The sequence below is a fragment of the Enterococcus sp. FDAARGOS_375 genome, from assembly GCF_002393265.1.
GTDB lineage: Bacteria > Bacillota > Bacilli > Lactobacillales > Enterococcaceae > Enterococcus_D > Enterococcus_D innesii.
Window position 1 is genome coordinate 1,427,501 of record NZ_CP023515.1, and the last position, 15,452, is coordinate 1,442,952.

Genomic DNA, 15,452 nt, shown 5'->3' on the forward strand with positions numbered 1-15,452 from the left:
CCACCTTCCTCCGGTTTGTCACCGGCAGTCTCGCTAGAGTGCCCAACTAAATGATGGCAACTAACAATAAGGGTTGCGCTCGTTGCGGGACTTAACCCAACATCTCACGACACGAGCTGACGACAACCATGCACCACCTGTCACTTTGCCCCCGAAGGGGAAGCTCTATCTCTAGAGTGGTCAAAGGATGTCAAGACCTGGTAAGGTTCTTCGCGTTGCTTCGAATTAAACCACATGCTCCACCGCTTGTGCGGGCCCCCGTCAATTCCTTTGAGTTTCAACCTTGCGGTCGTACTCCCCAGGCGGAGTGCTTAATGCGTTTGCTGCAGCACTGAAGGGCGGAAACCCTCCAACACTTAGCACTCATCGTTTACGGCGTGGACTACCAGGGTATCTAATCCTGTTCGCTCCCCACGCTTTCGAGCCTCAGCGTCAGTTACAGACCAGAGAGCCGCCTTCGCCACTGGTGTTCCTCCATATATCTACGCATTTCACCGCTACACATGGAATTCCACTCTCCTCTTCTGCACTCAAGTCTCCCAGTTTCCAATGACCCTCCCCGGTTGAGCCGGGGGCTTTCACATCAGACTTAAGAAACCGCCTGCGCTCGCTTTACGCCCAATAAATCCGGACAACGCTTGCCACCTACGTATTACCGCGGCTGCTGGCACGTAGTTAGCCGTGGCTTTCTGGTTAGATACCGTCAAGGGATGAACATTTTACTCTCATCCTTGTTCTTCTCTAACAACAGAGTTTTACGATCCGAAAACCTTCTTCACTCACGCGGCGTTGCTCGGTCAGACTTTCGTCCATTGCCGAAGATTCCCTACTGCTGCCTCCCGTAGGAGTCTGGGCCGTGTCTCAGTCCCAGTGTGGCCGATCACCCTCTCAGGTCGGCTATGCATCGTTGCCTTGGTGAGCCGTTACCTCACCAACTAGCTAATGCACCGCGGGTCCATCCATCAGTGACGCAAAAGCGCCTTTCAACTTTCTTCCATGCGGAAAATAGTGTTATACGGTATTAGCACCTGTTTCCAAGTGTTATCCCCTTCTGATGGGCAGGTTACCCACGTGTTACTCACCCGTTCGCCACTCTTTTTCTTTCGGTGGAGCAAGCTCCGGTGAAAGAAAAAGCGTTCGACTTGCATGTATTAGGCACGCCGCCAGCGTTCGTCCTGAGCCAGGATCAAACTCTCATAATGATTTGTTTGAATGACCATACGGTCATTAAGCTCATAAAAATTAACTTTGCTAGCTATTGCTTGCATGTATTTGTTTCAATAAATTGAAACGTCCTACACATTGGTTCGTTTGCTTGCTTTGTTCAGTTTTCAAAGGTCTACCGTGCTGTGTTAGCAACTTTTATATCATATCAGAGCGACGTTTGATTGTCAACTCTTTTTTTAAAAGTTTTTTTCACTCGTTGTTTTTCAACTTCGTAGCGGCTGTCTCAGCGACTTTATTAGAATAACAAATGATTTGTTATTTGTCAACAACTTTTTTCAATTAATTTTGTTGATGTATCAACATTGATTAACTGTTTCAAAATTGCGACTTCGTTATAATATCATCTGTCGAGCTGTGCGTCAACTACTTTTTTCAATTCTTTTTAGGAATTCAATTAGTCATTTGGCACATGTAATAATATACCAAGACTTGCGCTATTCGTCAACCATAAAATGATTGATAGACCAACGTTTCTAGTTACTCCGTTTCCAAAGATGATTCGTGATTTTTAGTCCGTGATTTCCGCCTTTTTTAAGGACTTTTTCCGTTATTATTTGCCTATCGTTCGTCTTTTTCCTTTTTGTGTTTTCTTAATTCCTATCATTCTTATAAATTTAAGTATGATTTTATCTATTTTGTGGAATATTTGCTAAAATGGAGAAAAGAATATTGTTCCTAGGAGGACCCAGTATGAAAATACTTGTAGCAGATGATGACAAAGAGATCGTAGAACTATTAAGCATTTATTTACACAATGAAGGTTATGAATCGGTCAAAGCATATGATGGAAAAGAAGCACTGACCAAGATCCGCACCACTTCTGATATCGAACTATTGATCTTAGATATCATGATGCCGGAAATGGATGGCATGCAAGTCGTGAAAGAATTGAGAAAAGAATCCCAAATCCCTATTATTATGCTGACCGCTAAAACAACCGATATGGATAAGATTCGTGGATTGGTCGCCGGTGCGGATGATTATGTCACAAAACCTTTCAACCCATTAGAAGTTATGGCCCGGGTAAAATCGTTATTGAGAAGAACCAAGATGCAGGCTGCTTCAAATCAACCAGAGATTCTGGAAGTAAGCTCTCTTATTATCAATCGCGATTCCCATGAAGTAAAAACCGTCGATGGCAACGAAATTCAATTGACTGCATTAGAATTTGGTATCCTCTACTTACTGGCATCGCATCCCAACCGTGTCTTTAGCGCCGATGAGATTTTTGAACGAGTTTGGAAACAAGAAAGTGTCGTTTCTGCCAAAACAGTTATGGTCCATGTCAGTCACTTACGAGATAAGATCGAAGAAGCCACGGATGGTGAAAAAGTCATCCAAACAGTATGGGGGGTCGGCTACAAAATAGATGCGAAGTAAACCAACTGAAAAAAAGCGCAACACACCAATCGAAAAAAAGAAACGGATCACGTTGACCTCAAAGGAAATCAGTGAGTTATTTGCCGAAGGAATTGTAACGATTGTTCTTTTACTTCTATTAAATATCGCTATTTTGGTCATCTTGACCTCAATCGTTGAAAACTCACCAGATTTAGTTGATGCCATCTACGCATCGAAGAATGCTTTCACGTCTGCCTTTAATACGGATATCTTCCGCAGTGGGCGTAACTTCATTCTACCGATGTTCTTCCTATTAGATGTGATCGTCTTATATTGGCGTTTGATTCGCCGCTACCATCAAATGCAGCTACGTCACATCATCAGTGAGCTTCATTTTATTGCGGAAGGCAATTACGATCATCGCATCCCCTTCGAGTTACGGGGCGATTTAAGTCGGATCGTTTCTAATATCAACGGCTTAGTCGACAGTACGGTGGCGGCGATCGAAGATGAACGGCGGATCGAGCAATCCAAAGATGAGCTGATCACCAATGTCAGTCATGACATTCGAACACCATTGACTTCGATCATCGGCTATTTAGGTCTAATTGAAGATCGACAATACCATTCAGAAGAAGAATTGCTGAAATATACCCATACGGCGTATGTCAAAGCCAAGCAAATGAAATCCCTCGTCGATGATTTGTTTGAATACACAAAAGTGCGCCAGCCTAGCGTGCCAATCAATGTGATGGAATTTGATATGGCTCAGCTAGTGGAACAATTGGCGGCGGACTTTGAATTAGAAGCTAGCCGAAAAGGTATCAAGATTGAAACGTACACCCGTCCAGAGCATATCGAGATGGATGGCGATACCGAAAAACTGGTGCGGGTCTTCAATAACTTGCTTTCGAATGCCTTGAAATACGGCAAAGGCGCCGATAAGATCCGCATGGAAGTCGAGAAAGTCGGGACCGAAGCGATCTTAACAGTCAAAAACAATGGGCAAATGATCCCTAAGCAAGCCCTTGATTCTCTATTCGACCGTTTCTACCGAGTGGAAGAATCCCGCTCTCAAGAAACAGGAGGAACTGGCTTAGGTCTAGCGATCGCTCAAAGCATCGTCGCCTTACATGGCGGCTATATCTATGCCAAGTCAACGCCGGAATGGACGTCCTTTATTATCCATCTCCCGTTGAAACGCAACAACTTATCCAACACACAAACCTATGGTTGACGACCCAACATTTTTTGGGTATGCTAGAGAAAATAATCAAGGCACAGAACCTAGTATATTTTTTTCATCTGTATAGAGAGCTGATGGTTGGTGAAAATCAGTGTTGGAAAAAATAGAATCCAGTTCTTTAACGTGTATTTTTCGAAAGAAAAATCGTTGGCTCACGATACGAGCAGCAAGGGCAGCGCAAGCTGAACTTGGGTGGCACCGCGAATGGTCATTTCGTCCCAAGCAATACGGGATCGGAATGGCCTTTTTTCTATGGAAAAATCAAAGGAGGATGTATCACTATGTTAGATGTAAAAATGATTCGCCAAAATTTTGCTGAAGTACAAAGCAAACTCGCAACACGCGGCGTGCAAAAAGAAGTGTTGGACCGCTTTTTAACGCTTGACGAACGTCGCCGAGAACTCTTAGTCCAAACGGAAGAACGCAAGAAATTGCGCAACGATGTTTCTGGTGAGATCGCTGCCTTGAAACGGGCGAAAGAAGACGCGGCAGATAAAATTGCCCAAATGAAAGAAGTCGGTAGCCAAATCAAGCAATTGGATGAAGAAATCGCCCAAATCGATGAAGACATCAAAGAGATCGCCACGACATTGCCGAACTTGCCGAATGATTCTGTTCCGGTGGGCAAAGATGAAGACGACAATGTAGAAGTCCGCCGCTGGGCAGAACCAAAAACCTTTGACTTTGAACCAAAACCCCATTGGGAGATCGCAGAAGACTTGGGGATCCTCGACTTTGAGCGGGGTGCCAAAGTTTCTGGTAGCCGTTTTGTTTACTACAAAGGCTTAGGTGCTCGTTTGGAACGTGCCTTATACAACTTCATGTTGGATCAGCATGTTTATGAGCATGGATATACAGAGATGATCACCCCGTATATCGTCAACAGCCAAGCAATGTTCGGTACTGGGCAATTTCCGAAGTTCAAAGAAGATGTTTTCCAATTGGCAGACACTGATTTGACTTTGATCCCGACTGCGGAAGTACCTTTGACCAACTACTATCAAGGGGAGATCTTAGAACAAGAGCAGCTCCCTGCCTACTTCACTGCCTTGAGCCCATCATTTCGTTCGGAAGCCGGCAGCGCTGGCCGTGACACTCGCGGCTTGATTCGCTTGCATCAATTCAATAAAGTCGAAATGGTGAAATTCAGTGATGCAGAACATTCTTATGAAGAATTAGAAAAAATGACGGCTAATGCCGAAAACATTTTGCAAAAACTCCATTTGCCTTACCGTGTGCTTAGCTTGTGTACAGGAGATATGGGCTTTTCTGCAGCGAAGACCTATGATTTAGAAGTATGGATCCCTGCCCAAGAGATGTATCGTGAGATCAGCTCTTGCTCAAACTGTGAAGACTTCCAAGCACGCCGTGCTATGATCCGTTACCGCGATCAAGAGGGCAAGATTCACTACATGCATACACTAAACGGCTCTGGTCTGGCTGTCGGTCGGACGGTGGCTGCAGTGCTTGAAAATTATCAAAACGAAGACGGCAGTGTAACGATACCGGAAGTTCTGGTTCCTTACATGGGCGGACTGACAAAAATTGAAAAAGCCTGAGCCTTAGTAACCTCAGTAGCAACCCCTAGAGAACAGTCACACCGCGTGAACGTTCCCTAGGGGTTTTCTTGTTCACGTCGCCTGTAGTGGTTTCAATCCCCCCTAGCCACTTTGATCGCTTCTTGCAAGAGAAACAACGCAACAAGGTTGTAATTTTTAAGCGAATAATTAGAAAAATCCCTTTGTCTTTTTAATCCTCTATCAGAAACCGGGCATGATCGTTGAAAGTGCCTGTGACTTATGGTAACGTGGGCATAATTTAGGATGGAATGAAGGGAGCTTCACCAATGCCCGAACGAAAGACCTATGCCCGTCGGAGTGACTTACACAAGAAACCAAACAATAATCAAAAACGAACAGCATCCGCTGAAGAAAGACCGAAAGGACCACCCTCGAAAAAGAAGCCGTATCGAAAAGCAATTTTTTCCTTATTCGCCTTATTATTGATCGTTTTGATCGCAACGGCTGGCTCAGTCCTTTACACGTTGCACCAACAAGAAGTTGCCGCCAAAGCAAAATATGAGGCAGCTGCGGAGAAATTATTGGCATCAATCCAAGCAGAACAAAGCCAAAATGGGTTAAAAACAACGCCTGAAGTGCTCTCAGAAGGAGCAAACAAAGAACTGATCTACCGCCCGCAAGACCTCGATACGTTTCCCATCAAAGATATCAAAGATCGGTTGACGAAAGCCGCTGAGTCATTGCGCAAAAAACAAACGGAAAAAGAAGTCGTCACCGTTGCCCGTATCCAAGCACAAACGGTAGCTGCAAAAGTCTCTACCTATTCATTAAAAGCCGACAGCTATGTATGGAATCGAGAAACCGGTCGTTTTGAAGATGCTGATCGTTTAACAGATGCACCGATCTTTGTTTCAGAGAAGACACAAACCGAATTGTCTTTGAAAGAACTGGTTCCTGATGAAGGCAGCTTATTAGGTATTCAGCAAGTCATTCAACAGAAACTGCTGGATCAAGCTAAGGAACCCGCAAAAATCATCGACGCCGTCTTGGCCATGGAGCGGATCACCTTCGATTCGAAATTTACTTATGATCCGGAAAAGCTGACCATCGAATTGCCAAAAAATCAGACGGGAGCGACGGAAATCACCCTGTCTTACAGCGAGATCGCCCCATTCATTGATCCTGATCTCGTGGCTGCTGACCAACTCGACAATGCCTTGCCAAGTCTTGACCCCAATAAAAAATACGTGGCATTGACCTTTGATGATGGACCCAACAACACCTCCACCATGGATCTGTTGAACATCTTACAAGAAAATGATGTCAAAGCGACCTTCTTTATGCTAGGACAAATGGTTGAGCAATATCCGCAAGCTGCCAAAAAAGTCCAAGAAGCTGGGCACGAGATCGCCAGTCATTCTTACTCTCATCCGCAGCTGAATACTCTTTCAGCGGAAGATTTGCAGGCAGAAGTCACGAAAACCAATAAAGCCATTTACAATGCGACGGGTTTACTACCTAGGAATTTACGGCCCCCTTATGGCGCTATCGACAAACAAAGCGCAGAAACCATCGGCATGCCGATCATTCAATGGGACATCGATTCTCAAGACTGGAAATTGAAGGATCCGAAGAAAATCAATGCCTTGGTTCAACAAAATGTCTTTAATGGTGCCATGATCTTGATTCATGATATCCACCCGAAATCTGTGAAAGCTGTACCGGGAGTCATTAAAACGCTCAAAAACGAAGGCTACGAATTCGTGACCGTCGATCAATTATTAGGCGCACGGCAAAAACCGCTGCATCAATACTTTAGGATGAACGATGAACGCCTCGTTGATTAAGAGAAAAAGGAACGCAGCAAATTGTCTCTTGCTGCGTTCCTTTTTGGTTATTGGATCGTTCCCTCTTTTTTAGCCCTTCTTTTCTTCATACACATTAGTCACAAAAATTTGAATCAATAGATCAGCGACAGCTTTTGGCGGCATCGTTGAAAAATCTTTGAGCCAGCGTTCGATCAACCCGATAGATCCGCAGACAAAAAAGCTCAGGCACAGCTCCAATTCTTCCTCGGAAGCATCTTGAAAGTATTGGGCAAACCGTTTCAAGGTCTCCGGTTTAATCTCAGACAACAAAAGATTCAGCAAATGGCTGTTGTTCAACAAAATCAAATGGGTGGTACTAGGATTCTCATACAAAATCGTCAATAGCTTTTCCAGCCAAAGATCCAATGACAAATTTTCCTGCTGCAAGTTCGATGCGATCTGCTCAACGAGCTCCCCTTCGATCTCCTCCAACAAAGCGGCTGTGTCCTTATAATATTTATAAAATGTTCCCCGATTGATATCTGCTCGTTCCGCAATCTCTTTGATCGTGATTTTGCGGTACTCTTTTTCCAACAATAACTCCTGAAAGGCGCGCCGGATCACTTTTTTCGAGTAGATCGTTCGACGGTTCCCCACAGTCCCTACCATATCGTTTCCCCTTTTCTCTGTACATTTGATCAATATTTGTCTATTTAATGACAAATACGTAAGCATTGAGGATTGCTCTTACTTTTCTTTCTTAGTATACTAACACCATGTGATTAAATCAACACGTGTTTAAAAAATGGAGGCTTTATTAATGAGTTATGTTGAAGTAAAGAATGAATATAAACGCTATCAGATGGGCGAAACCACCATCACTGCCAACAACGATCTTTCCTTTGCCATTGAAGAAGGCGAATTAGTGGTGATCCTTGGACCCAGTGGTGCCGGAAAATCGACCGTTTTGAATATTTTAGGCGGGATGGATTCGCCAGATGAAGGAGAAATCATTATCGACAATGTCGATATCGCGAAGTTTAACGACAAACAGCTGACGGAATACCGCCGCACAGACGTCGGGTTCGTCTTCCAGTTTTATAATTTAGTCCCGAATTTGACAGCGAAAGAAAACATTGAATTGGCAACAGAAGTCTCACCGAATGCACTCGATCCTGATGAAGTCTTAGCCCAAGTCGGGTTAGAAAACCGCAAAAACAACTTTCCTTCGCAGCTCTCTGGTGGGGAACAGCAGCGGGTATCGATCGCTCGGGCGTTAGCCAAAAACCCGAAACTGCTGCTATGCGATGAACCGACTGGTGCCTTGGACTTTGAAACAGGAAAACAAGTGTTGAAGCTTTTGCAAAACGCTAGCCGGAAAAATGGCAATACGGTGTTGATCATCACCCATAATAGCGCCATTGCCCCGATCGCCGATCGGGTGATCCATATCAACGATGCCACTGTCCGTTCCATTGAAGAGAATCCTCATCCCATCTCGATCGATGAAATCGTTTGGTAGGAGGATCTGATGAAAAATAAGACCTATCTTAAAGCAAGTTTGCGAGAGATTCGCCAATCAAAAGGCCGCTTTATCGCAATCACCTTGATCATTTTTTTAGGAACTTTTCTCTTTGTCGGTGTCAAAGCGACCGGCCCGATCCTGAATCATTCCGCAAGTGAATATGTCAACAGCCAGCATTTAGCAGATCTGCAAGTCACTTCCACGCTGGGATTGACGGAGGACGACATTGATGCGGCGAAAAAAAGTGGTGCTCACACAGAAGCCGCCTATCAATTTTATTACGCTGCCAACTCAGATGAAGTCGTGCAAGTGACCTCCTATGATCCCTCACAGGAACTCAACCAGTTACTGGTGAAGGATGGCCGACTGCCAGAAAAAGCCGATGAAATCGTGCTGGACACCGAAGCAAAAAATTATGGCTGGCAAATAGGGGATACTTTTACGATCGATGATGCCGATAATCTGTCGGACAAAGAGTATACGATCGTTGGGTTTGCCACTTCTCCGATTTATATCAGTGCTGCCGAACGGGGCTATGCGAATGTCGGCAGCGGTGTCGTGACGTATTTTGCTTATGTACCGGAAGAACAGTTCACGATGGAGGTCAAATCGATCCTCTATCTCGCCTTTGATGATGTCGCCGGGCTTGAAACATACTCCGATGCGTACACCGACAAGATGGCAGCCCATCAAGAAACGATTGAGGAACTGTTTGCGGACCGTCCTAAAGAACGCTTAGCAGAAATTCAACAAGACGCTTTTGATGAATTAGCCCCTGCAGAAAAAGAAGTCCGCGATGGACAAAAACAGTTAACTGATGGACAAGCCCAACTGGATCAGGCCAAAGCGGAACTAGAACAACAGCAAGCCGCCTTAGCACAGCTGCCGCCCGTACAACAAGCAGCCCTCGAAGGCCAATTGGCAGCTGGGGAAGCAGAATTGACACAGCAGCAAGCCCAATTAGATGAACAGCAACAAGAACTAACTGATGCCCAACAAACACTGGCAGAAAAACGGGCAGAGATCGAAGACTTGGCAGAGCCCACGTATCTTTACAACCAGCGCAAAGACAATCCCGGTTTCCAAGAATATGGCGGGCTGTCTGATCGTATCGCCGCGATTGCCAATGTATTCCCAGTCTTCTTCTTCTTTATCGCTGCGTTGATCACCTTTACGACACTGACGCGGATGGTAGAAGAAAACCGTAAAGAGATCGGTACCTTAAAAGCGATGGGCTATGGCAAAGTCGAGATCTCCCTTAAATATTTGATTTATGCCCTCCTTTCTTCGGCCATTGGCATTATTAGTGGGGCCGTATTAGGAACCGAACTGTTGCCGCGTTTGATCTATTTCCTATCCAGCGAACGGTATCTTTTAGACGGGATTCGCGTCTATTATGTCTGGTCGCCAATTATTTTGGCCGCAATCGCCTTTTTACTGGCGACGCTTGGTGCCTGTCTGTTTGTTCTGATCAAAGAATTGCGGGAAAAACCCGCTCAGCTGCTGCAAGTTCGCGCACCAAAGCCCGGGAAACGGATTTTATTAGAAGCAATTATCCCCTTATGGTCCCGTTTAAGCTTCAATCAAAAAGTCAGCTTCCGTAACATCTTCCGCTACAAATCGCGAATGATCATGGCAATCATTGGCATCGCCGGTTGTACGGGACTGATGGTGGCAGGCGTTGGGTTGAAAGATTCTCTAAGTGCCGTGACTGCAAAACAATTTGGGCCCATTACGGATTATCAAGCCGTCGTGACCTTAAATGATGCGAAGGAAGAAACCGTTGCTGCCGCTGAAACGGTTTTAACAGACGAGCCTCTTGTGACCCATTCGATGCTAGTCTACAATGAAACGATCGAGATTCGACCGGCTAACCAAGGAAAACAAAGTTTGACCTTGATGGTTCCGGCAGATCAGGATGCTTTTGCAGACTATGTCCATTTGAAAACGACGGCAGGACAGAAGCTGTCATTAACAGAGGGCGCCGTACTGACTATGAAGTACGCAGAATTGTATGATCTGCAGGTTGGCGATACATTGACCTTCTATACCAGCGATCAAGAAGCCTTTGAAGTACCTATTAGTGGCATCGCAGAAAATTATTTAGGCAATTCTCTTTATCTGTCACCAACCGTTTACGAAGAAATCACCAATAGTACCTTTGAACCGAATGCGTTCTTAGTCAAAAGCAAGACGATGACGAAAAAGCAAGAGGAAGCTTTATCAACAGCCTTGTTAGATACCGACAAAGTCAAAAACACGACGTTCCTTTCCACTCAGATCAAAATGCAGGATGATTCGATGGGCAACTTGAACTCCATTGTCTTGATCTTAGTTGTATTATCAGGGGCATTAGCCTTTGTCGTCTTGTATAACTTGACCAACATCAATGTTTCCGAGCGGATTCGCGAGCTTTCTACCATTAAAGTATTAGGGTTTTACAATAAGGAAGTCACCATGTACATCGTACGGGAAAATATCGTCTTTACGTTATTTGGGATTCTCGCAGGCTACGTGGTAGGTTACTTCTTGACTGACTTTATTTTGATCCAAGCTTCGATGGAAAACATGGTCTTTCCATTAGTGATCAATTGGCCGGCCTATGCTTTAGCCGGCGGCATGACGATTCTCTTTACGATCATCGTGATGTACGTCACCCATGTGAAGCTGACTCATGTCAACATGATCGATGCATTGAAATCAAACGAATAAGCTGCTGCTAAAGCGATTTGCTGATCATCCAGCAGTGATTTTAAAGAAAAGGGCTCTATAATTTATGGGACTGATGAATCAGAATTGATTCTTCAGCCCCATTTTCATTTTAGGTATTAAAAAACATATCGTTCTCTAGTATGATTAAATCACCACAAAATAAACAACTGAGAGGACGATATGCTATATGAATGATTCTATCAAAAAAATGCTGAGAATAATAGAGAAAGATTTGATGATTACAGAGGTCTCTTACGAGACCCTTCAGAAGAAAAAGACGTTGGTCGTCGATGCTGTTCTCTCGCCTACTCCTCGTGCTTGTAGAAGTTGTGGTTCTACTGTGGTAGATGGAAACGGGAAAGCAATTATAGTGAAAAATGGGAAGAAGGAAACGATTGTCCGTTTTGAACAATACAATCATATGCCTTTGGTTATGCGCCTAAAAAAGCAGCGCTATACCTGTAAAAACTGTCGCACCCATTGGACTGCTCAAAGTTATTTTGTCCAACCCAGACATTCAATCGCAAATCATGTTAGATATAAAATTGCTTCTTTACTGACTGAAAAAGTATCTTTATCTTTTATTGCGAAAAGCTGTCAGGTATCTTTGACCACCGTTATTCGTACATTGAAAGAGTTTAAAAGCTATTTACCAAAGCAATCTAAGAAGATTCTCCCAAGAGTATTGATGGTTGATGAATTTCGTTCGCATGCTTCCATAGAAGATAAAATGAGCTTTATTTGTGCAGATGGCGAAACAGGAAAATTAATAGATGTTTTGCCTACGCGTAAATTACCCCGATTAACAAGTTATTTCTTAGGTTGTACCAATCCGGAAGAAGTAGAATTCTTGGTGACAGACATGAACGCCGCCTACTTCCAGCTCACCAAACGTGTTCTGCCAAATGCGAAAGTAGTGATTGATCGGTTTCATATTGTCAAACACATGAATCAAGCGTTCAATGAGTTGCGTATCCGTGAAATGAATGGACTTCGTAAAGCCGGACAGAAAAGCCAGGCAGAAAAACTGAAAAAGAACTGGCGCTTTTTGCTAAAAAATCGTGCAAACATCAACCATTATGAATACAAAACATGGAAAAGTTTCCGAGCACCAAAATACCCATTTCTTACTGAAGCAATGATGATTGATCGATTGCTTGAGTTTTCTCCGCCCCTAAAGGAGGCGTATCCCTTTTTTCATGAATTAGTTGAAGCCTTTCGAGACAAAGACCCTGACTTATTTTTCTCCTTATTGGCAGAACTTCCCGAAACGTTAGATGACAGCTTTCGGGAAAAGCTTCAAAACCTTCTTACCCATGAAGAAGGCATCACCAACGCAATGATCTATCCTTATTCCAATGGAAAAATAGAAGCGAAGAATACCCACATAAAGACAATGAAACGAGTATCCTACGGATTTAAATCATTCGAGAACATGAGAATTAGAATCTTTTTGATCAATCAATTAATCAATGTAAGATAACAAAAAATCTGAGCCAGAATGTGGTTCATTCTGACCCAGATTTGATTTTGCACAACTCATCAGTCCTTATTGACAAAGAGCCAAGAAAAGGACGCCACTCTTGCCTAGATAGCTGAGAGTGACGTCCTTTTTTGAACAAATAATCCCCTCTGTCCGCTTTTGAACAGAGGGGGTCGTTTGTTTTCACGTGAAACATTTTATGATTTTACAGAGTAGTTCGGTGCTTCTTTCGTGATTTGAACATCGTGGGGATGTGATTCTTTTAGTCCGTTGCCGCTCATTTGGATGAATTGTGCTTCATCACGTAATTGCTGTAGATTGCCAGCACCGACATAACCCATCCCTGATTTCAACCCGCCGATCATTTGGAAGATGATATCAGAAACGCTGCCTTTATAAGCGACACGCCCTTCAATGCCTTCTGGAACCAATTTGTTGGCTTCGTTTACGCCCCCTTGGAAGTAACGGTCGCTGGAGCCTTTTTCCATTGCCCCCAATGAACCCATTCCGCGGTACGTTTTGAAGCGACGGCCTTGATAGATTTCGAATTCACCTGGTGATTCATCGGTTCCTGCCAACATGCTGCCTAGCATTACGGCATGACCGCCAGCTGCTAAAGCTTTGACGATATCGCCAGAGTACTTGATCCCACCATCAGCAATGATTGCTTTTCCGTATTGACGTGCCACAGAGGCTGCATCATAGATCGCGGTCAATTGAGGAACTCCGACACCGGCTACCACCCGAGTAGTACAGATCGATCCTGGACCGATCCCGACTTTTACGACATCGACACCAGCATCATACAATGCTTTCGTGCCTTCGGCAGTGGCAACATTTCCAGCAATCAATGTTGCTTCTGGGAAATGCGCGCGAATTTCAGAGATTTTGCGTAAAACACCGGCACTGTGTCCGTGGGCAGTATCAATAACGATTGCGTCCACGCCTGCATCCAATAATGCTTGTGCTCGTTCAAAGGTATCGCTGGTAACACCGACTGCCGCTGCCACTAATAGACGTCCATGCGTGTCTTTGGCTGCATTCGGGAATTCGATCACTTTTTCAATATCTTTGATAGTGATCAACCCGCTTAAGATCCCTGCTTCATCAACGATCGGTAATTTTTCGATCTTGTGTTGTTGTAAGATTTTTTCCGCGTCTTTCAACGAAGTACCGACAGGTGCTGTGATCAATTGGTCTTTGGTCATCACATCATTGATCGGCATCGTATAATCCGTGACAAAACGCATGTCGCGGTTCGTGATGATACCGACTAATTTGCGGTTTTCCATCGTTTCTACGATCGGTACCCCACTGATGCGGTACTTGCTCATCAAATGTTCTGCATCAGCAACTAAGTGGGTTGGTGTTAAGAAAAACGGATCGATGATCACGCCGCTTTCAGAACGTTTTACTTTGCGCACTTCATCTGCTTGCGCTGCGATACTCATGTTTTTGTGAATCACGCCAAGTCCGCCTTGACGCGCCATTGAGATCGCCATTTTACTATCAGTTACGGTATCCATACTGGCACTTATGATTGGAATATTTAGTGTAATATTCGGGGCAAGCTGCACTTTCATATCCACGTCATTTGGCAAGACGTGACTTTCTGCCGGAATCAATAAGACATCATCAAACGTTAACCCTTTTTTTACAAATTTGGTTTCCCAGTTGGACATTTTTGTAACCACTCCTTAAAGTTTTTAGGTATTTTAAAAAAAATAGCAAAGATTTTTTCATAAGTCAACCATTCGGAAAGCTTTCTTAATAATCCTCTTCAAACCTTTGGTCAAATCTCATAATTCGCCATTTTTTCTAAAAAAACACGCTGATCGTGCGGTCTTTTTTAACAAAAGAAGGCGCACGATCAACGTGTAGCCATCAGCCTCTAGGAACAGACAGACTGCTGATGATATTGTATTTGCGTTTCAAGTAGTACTTCGCTGCTAATGCCACTGCCCCGATCAAGGCTTCAATCACAGGATCCACTTGTGGATTCAATGGTGGTTGGATCATCGCAGAAAGCGAGATCACAACGATCCATAGCATGAAGGCTGCGACTAAAATCAAAATGATCTTCCACATCTTCGGCCGTTTGCTCTTATCGGCACCTGGGCGTTCATATTGATACATGTATTTGTACATCAAGTAGAAGACCCAACCAGCAAGCATCGCCATCAAGAAGAGGGTCAATAAGCCATAAGGTTGTGCTTGTCCTCTAGTAAAGATTCCCATAACCCCTAACATCAACCCAAAAATCCCTAAAATCAGCAAGGTGTTATCCAACCACATCAAGAAGGGGCCTGATTCTTTTTGCTCAATGGGTTTGTTGATGATGGCTTCGGTACGTTCAGACACTGTACCAAATAATTGGCGGGCCGTTTTGCCGCCTTTTTGTTCTTTGACTAAGACCGGCAGCATCTCATGCAAGGCAATCGTTTTTTCTTCTTCAGAAAGGTTGGCTGCCTCTAGCGATTTTTTTAAATCAAATATATATTGTTGGTTTCGTTTTGTTAATTGTTGTTCTAATTCACGATTTTCGGAAACATAATTTCGCAGAGTTTCTGGTTCCATGAATTGATTCTCC

General features: G+C 44.0%; 10 protein-coding genes and 1 rRNA gene (1 of these 11 cut by a window edge). 7 read left to right on the forward strand and 4 right to left on the reverse strand.

Annotation, left to right across the window (positions count from 1 at the left end; translation table 11 throughout):
• Positions 1–1,202, reverse strand: a 16S ribosomal RNA gene (locus tag CO692_RS07905); it reaches 357 nt to the left of the window's first position.
• 715 nt (positions 1,203–1,917) lie between these two features.
• On the opposite strand from CO692_RS07905, the gene CO692_RS07910 reads away from it, so the two are divergent.
• From CO692_RS07910 to CO692_RS07925, 4 genes are all read left to right on the forward strand, one after another.
• The gene (locus tag CO692_RS07910; RefSeq protein WP_008376963.1) at positions 1,918–2,607 is read left to right on the forward strand and encodes a response regulator transcription factor; all 690 of its coding nucleotides are present in this window, start codon (positions 1,918–1,920) and stop codon (positions 2,605–2,607) included.
• Entirely contained in the window at positions 2,597–3,805 is a 1,209-nt protein-coding gene (locus CO692_RS07915; protein ID WP_005232945.1) for a sensor histidine kinase, read from the forward strand. The genes CO692_RS07910 and CO692_RS07915 overlap by 11 nt, the downstream gene beginning before the upstream one ends.
• A gap of 290 nt (positions 3,806–4,095) precedes the next feature.
• Positions 4,096–5,373, forward strand: a complete 1,278-nt coding sequence (gene serS / locus CO692_RS07920; protein WP_096741995.1) for a serine--tRNA ligase — start codon at positions 4,096–4,098, stop codon at positions 5,371–5,373.
• Between the two features lie 287 nt (positions 5,374–5,660).
• On the forward strand, positions 5,661–7,181 hold the full coding sequence (locus CO692_RS07925; RefSeq protein ID WP_096741996.1) for a polysaccharide deacetylase family protein: 1,521 nt from the start codon (positions 5,661–5,663) through the stop codon (positions 7,179–7,181).
• Between the two features lie 69 nt (positions 7,182–7,250).
• Here CO692_RS07925 and CO692_RS07930 read toward each other — a convergent pair whose 3' ends face one another.
• Positions 7,251–7,877, reverse strand: coding sequence for a TetR/AcrR family transcriptional regulator (locus CO692_RS07930; protein ID WP_086293459.1), 627 nt, complete (start codon positions 7,875–7,877; stop codon positions 7,251–7,253).
• Positions 7,878–7,962: 85 nt separating this feature from the next.
• On the opposite strand from CO692_RS07930, the gene CO692_RS07935 reads away from it, so the two are divergent.
• The 3 genes from CO692_RS07935 (at position 7,963) to CO692_RS07945 (ending at position 12,862) form a co-directional block, all read left to right on the forward strand.
• Entirely contained in the window at positions 7,963–8,664 is a 702-nt protein-coding gene (locus CO692_RS07935) for an ABC transporter ATP-binding protein (RefSeq protein ID WP_008376960.1), read from the forward strand.
• Positions 8,665–8,673: 9 nt separating this feature from the next.
• Positions 8,674–11,379: an FtsX-like permease family protein gene (locus CO692_RS07940; protein ID WP_096741997.1), complete on the forward strand. Its 2,706-nt coding sequence runs from the start codon at positions 8,674–8,676 to the stop codon at positions 11,377–11,379.
• Positions 11,380–11,566: 187 nt separating this feature from the next.
• Positions 11,567–12,862 carry an ISL3-like element ISEfa11 family transposase gene (locus CO692_RS07945; RefSeq protein WP_096741998.1) on the forward strand — a complete coding sequence of 432 codons (1,296 nt, stop codon included), beginning with the start codon at positions 11,567–11,569 and terminating at the stop codon, positions 12,860–12,862.
• A gap of 197 nt (positions 12,863–13,059) precedes the next feature.
• Here the strand turns inward: CO692_RS07945 and guaB are convergent, their stop codons facing one another.
• Positions 13,060–14,544 carry an IMP dehydrogenase gene (gene guaB, locus CO692_RS07950; protein ID WP_074535545.1) on the reverse strand — a complete coding sequence of 495 codons (1,485 nt, stop codon included), beginning with the start codon at positions 14,542–14,544 and terminating at the stop codon, positions 13,060–13,062.
• Positions 14,545–14,746: 202 nt separating this feature from the next.
• Positions 14,747–15,439 (reverse strand): DUF1129 domain-containing protein, encoded by a 693-nt coding sequence (locus tag CO692_RS07955; protein WP_086293466.1) that lies wholly within the window; start codon positions 15,437–15,439, stop codon positions 14,747–14,749.
• Positions 15,440–15,452: the final 13 nt, after the last annotated feature.